We start from the raw sequence: 5,391 nt of genomic DNA on the forward strand, positions 1-5,391 counted from the left end.
AGGCACATTATTGTCATAGCCCGTGTAACCTTCATTCTGATTAATTACTCCCATGGAATTGGCATCTATTACCGTTTGAGGTATGGGCCAAAGTACGTGGAACGGGCTCATTGTAAATTCATCGCCAGATACTGTCTTTACACCCTTATTAAAGAATTCTGTCTTTTCCATAATCCGGTCATACCAGAAATTAGATTTGGAAAAGTCCTTCAAGTTATAACTTTTTCCATTGTAACACGGCTTTCCCGTTTTAGCATAGATATAGGAAATACGTGTTAACTCACAGTTTCTAGTCTCTTCATAAAAGAGTTCACGCGCTCTTTCATCCAAAATCGTCCCTAAATTAAAATCATATGTATCTGTGTATGAATCTGCCCCAGCTCTATTTCTCACACGATTGACATCAGCCAAGGCATTTGTCACATCCCCTTTCCAAAGATAAGCTTCGGCACGGAGAAGATATGTTTCGGCAAGTCTGAAAACATACCAGTCGGTATTACCACCACGGGGTTGTACCCGGATCGGATCTGGTACAAACAATTTGTAGTGTGGCCATCCTCCAGTCCAGTTGCGGATAGTATCCTTGGTCAGTATGTTTCCCTGATCATCATATAATTGCAAATGTTTTCCGTAGTAAGGATCACCCAGGGTCTTCAATTTCGTGTTGTTATAGACAAGATCTTCCATGGTCATCCAGTTACCAGGGGCATGACGTAAGTCATCCGGATCATCCCAGATGTATCGTGTATAGTAACTGGTACCTCTTCCTTTGTTTACTCCTCTTCCTATCTGTTCGATAATCGGAATTTCAAGTCCAAGCAACTCCGACATTCCCACATTTCCTTCCGGGGTCATAATTGAATTGGTTTGATTTCCCCAGTTAGGAACAAAAATGTACATTGAAGTCATGCCGTTCTTAATATTATCCGGCATCCCGTAACGGTCGATCACACTGAAAATCTCTTCCGTGTTATCCGGAGCTACCTTGTTTAGCGGGCGGTGAAGATCCCAAATCACATTTTTTGCAGGATCATTCTTATCTTCACCGAATCTTTTTGTCATTAATGAATACCCCCCGTTGATGACCGCAGTGGATGATGCTACAGCTTTGTCAAACTCACCCAAAGCAAGATACACTTTTGTCAATAAGTGGTTGCAAGCACCTTTTGAAACTTTTCCTCTTTGTGTTTTCGCCGGAACCCACTGCGCTGAAAATTCAAGGTCCTTTTTCAATTGATTCAGAATAGCTTCCCGTTTTGTAGAATAAAAATCAAGTTTAGGCTCGCTGATTTGTCCAGAAATCCAGGGTACATCTCCAAATTGGTGTACCAGCATGTAATACCAAAATGCCCGGTGAAAATATGCAGTACCTAACACTGCATTACGTTCCTCCTGGCTTCTGTATGTAGCCTTGTCTATGTTGGAAATAACAATTGTTGCACTTTTTATTGCATCATAAGAAGCATTCCATATCGTTCCTATACGGTTGTAACTGGCGTCGTTCAGCACACCGTCGGGAATGACCAACCTGTTCATATCCCTAGTAGGGAATGTCTTATCTGTAGTGCCGTCTATCATCACTTCAGTAAAAAGGTATTCAGTAAACATGGGAGGAGCGAAACTGCCATCCATATAATGGTTACGGATATTCCTTGTACTGGAACCGAGTGTTGCATACATTGATGTAGCATCTACCAAACCTGCCTCTGTTGTTAAGATTGAAAGTGGTTTTGGATTCAGGAAATCATCCGAGCATCCGGGCAGAAGAAGTGCAAAATAGGCAAAAATTAGAAAGAATATATTGATAGGTTTCATGACTGCTTTTTATTAAAGTGAAAAATTGAGACCAAATGTAACGTAAGATGGTGTGGGGCCGGCATATTCAGGATCCCACAGCACAAATTCCTTTGTAAACAGACCAACATTCTTTGCCGACAGGGAGAATCTGAGATTCTCAAGTTTTAACCGTTCTGCAATTTGCTTGGGAACAGAATACCCCAAGGAGATATTATCTAACCTGATGAAAGACATATCCTGCCAGATATTGTAAGAAACTCCCGCCATGTTTGAGTTTAAGCGAGCAAACTTATTTGTAGGATTACTATTTGTCCAGTAAGGAATAACGAATGAGTTAAAACGTTCCATGGTCATGGAAGGATTATGTTTCGCTTCATTGAACGAACGTTTGTAATTCCAGTTGGAATAGATAAGAAATGACAAATCAAAATCCCGAAACAGGTTGAAATCATTTCTAAGTGACCACCTTACTGGAGGAGACTTATAACCCTGAAAAAATTTGTCATCATTGGTAAACTTATAATCACCATTCACATCTACCAGCTTGAAATCTCCCGGTGCCAGTTTATACTTGGCGGCCTCTTCTTCTTCGCCCAACTGCCATACACCGTCAACCTTATAATCCCAGATTTCATCAATAGCATGATCGATGAACCATCCATTACGTATATCATCTATCTCCTTTTGCCCTATCACAACACCATTTTCATCATAAACATTCTCCATATCCCCGTAAAGCTGAACAATTCTATTGCGGTTGTAGGACAAATTAAGGGTAGTACTCCATACGAAGTCGGGGTGATTGATGTTCTGTGTGGTCAATGTGAATTCAACGCCTTTATTATTTACCTTACCAAGATTAGTTGTCACGGACGTGTAACCGGTCACAGTAGGCAAAGATCTATTAACAAGCAGGTTAGTCGTATTCATCGAATATAAATCAAAACTGCCGTTTATTTTCTGACCCAATAAATTGAAATCGATTCCGACGTTATAGGAAGTGGTATTCTCCCATTGCAGTTTTCGGTTACCCATACGATTTGAATAAAGGTACGATTCCTGGTAAGCATTTCCTGTTTGATCAACGTAAGTTATCAATCCGTTGTTCAACGTTGAGAGTGCATCGTAAATACCAATCGACCGGTTACCGGTACTTCCCCATGACAACCTGAGCTTTCCGTAATCCAGCCATTCCAGGTTACGCATAAAATCTTCCTCACTGAATACCCAGGCAAGTGCCAGAGAAGGGAAAACAGCATAAGGATTACCCACTCCAAATGCAGAATAGCCGTCTTTACGCACTGTACCTGTAAGTAGATATCTGGATTTGTACGAATAAAAGAGCCGGGCCATATAGGCTACACCCGTTGAATAAGTATCGTTGCTGGAAAGAGTAGTAACAGTAGCTGATCCCATATTGTGATAACCCAGAACATCACTGGGAACAAAGCTCTCCCCTTTCATGGTCTGTTGCCAACCTTGACTTTTTTCAGCATTGTACAAAAGCGTGGCATTCAACGTGTGTTTATTATTGAAAGTCTTATTCCAGGAGAGGATGTTGTCAACTTGCCAGTATAGTCCACTGGATGTATTACGAGTTGCGCTTCCCCCATATTTGGCATACTCCGGATGTTTCGATGAATTATGAAGATAGAGTTCGTTATTGGTAAAACGGGGAGAGAACCTCAATTCATACTGAATCTCATAGGGTAAGGTCAGTTTTGCGAAAAGGACATTGTCCAGTGATTTATAGGTGTAATCTTTATATGTATGAGACCGGTCGATAAGTGGATGCTTGGCAGCCACAGCGTCATCTGTGGGATAAATTTTCATTGTCCCATCAGGATTGGTGGGTTGTCCCCAAGGAGAAAGGTTATCAACCATTCCCCAGGAAGCAGCTCCGCCCGGTTCTTTTCTCATCGAAAAAAGTGTATTTACTCCCACATTCAAAAAATCGGTAATTCTGGCATCCAGTTTTATCCTGCTTCTGTAAACCGAAAAATCGTCATATTTTATCACTCCTTCATTATCGTCATACCCCAAGGACCAATAATAGTTTAGTCTGTCGGTTCTACCGGATACATTCACATTGTAGCTCTGTTGAATTCCGTTTGCATAAACCATCTTCGTCCAGTCTGTACTTTGATTCTTAAAGTAGTTATCCCGTTCAACTTGCGACAAACCGATCCTTCTCAACCAAACATCCATGGGATCCCCCTGAGAATTATCATACTTCAACCACTCTTCCTGAGTTATTCCATCAGGAAGGTTGTCAGGACTTTCAAACACGTAGGGAGGAGCAGAACGGTTGATACTTTTCAGCACATCAGACCTCCAGTTGATAAAACCTTCAGGTCCATACACTTTAGCGGAACGAAGAAGGCTGACCATACCTACACTCATGTCGAAACCAATGGTAGGCTTTTCACTGGTACCTCTCTTAGTATTCACAATTACTACTCCATTTGCTGATTTAGCACCAAATACCGCTGCAGAGCTGGCATCTTTCAACACATCGATACTTTGAATATCATTCGGATTAATGTCAGACAGGTCTCCATTATATATAACCCCATCCAAAACGATTAATGGAGAAGAGCTGGCACTCAAAGAGCGCTGACCTCTGATTTCTATATCTGAACTCCCTTTCGCATCCCTGGTAATCCCGATATTAAGCCCGGGAATGTTGCCCCGCAACATCTGTTGTATATTCTTATTCTTTTCATTCTCATACTTTGCACTGTTAAGGGATGCGATGGAACCCGTCAGGTCCTTTTTCTTCATCGTGCCGTATCCGACAATTACAACCTCGTCGAGCTCACTGGTAGACTCTTTCATCGTTACATTAATAAGGGTCTGGCTTCCTACTTTGATAAGTTGTTCTTCAAATCCTATATAAGAGAATTGAAGAGTTGCCTCTGGTCCACTTACGTCAAAAGAAAAGTTTCCATCCATATCCGATACGGTACCACGTGTGGTTCCAATCTCCAGCACACTCACCCCTATCAAAGGTTCGCCCGCAATATCTGTTACCATCCCCGTAACCCTTACACTATTTTGAGCATACGCCCAGGGGGATACAAGAAAAAAGGCAATCAAAAGAGGCAGAAAAGACCTCTTATTCAAATGGTTTCGCAAATAGTTTTCCATTACAATTGATCAATTAAATAATATTTATTTTATATCCAAATAACTCACTCATGGGTGTCGCGGTAATCTAAAGACAAAAAGAGAAGAAACCGGCGTTGATCCTCTTCACTGTTATACTTTTCATTTTCCTCAAAAAGCCAATGTGTGGAGTTGCAAAGTAAAAAAGGAACGAAAATAATGTGCTAGAATATTCCGCAGATCTTCCCTCAAAAAACGAATAAATCGAAAAAACCGAGCAATAAATTCAAAATAATTTCAAAAAAACAAATTCGGGAATCTATGTCGACATAAGAAGTCTTACTGTAAAATATACGCTCCTATCAACTTAAAAGATTAAGAACTATCTGTACTAAGACTGGTGTAATTAGCAAATTTACAATGTACAAAAAATGGCAATGTTGAGTGTACAACTTTTGGCAATATCCAATGTACAGGTTTAACATT

The 5,391-nt window shown here is 40.7% G+C and carries 2 protein-coding genes; both read right to left on the reverse strand.

Annotation, left to right across the window (positions count from 1 at the left end; translation table 11 throughout):
• A partial coding sequence (locus tag B4G81_RS05255; protein WP_294080822.1) for a RagB/SusD family nutrient uptake outer membrane protein occupies positions 1–1,815 on the reverse strand: 1,815 nt, incomplete at its 3' end.
• Between the two features lie 12 nt (positions 1,816–1,827).
• On the reverse strand, positions 1,828–4,947 hold the full coding sequence (locus tag B4G81_RS05260; RefSeq protein ID WP_294080824.1) for a SusC/RagA family TonB-linked outer membrane protein: 3,120 nt from the start codon (positions 4,945–4,947) through the stop codon (positions 1,828–1,830).
• Positions 4,948–5,391: the final 444 nt, after the last annotated feature.

It is taken from the genome of Proteiniphilum sp. UBA5384 (genome assembly GCF_002410825.1).
Lineage (GTDB): Bacteria > Bacteroidota > Bacteroidia > Bacteroidales > Dysgonomonadaceae > Proteiniphilum.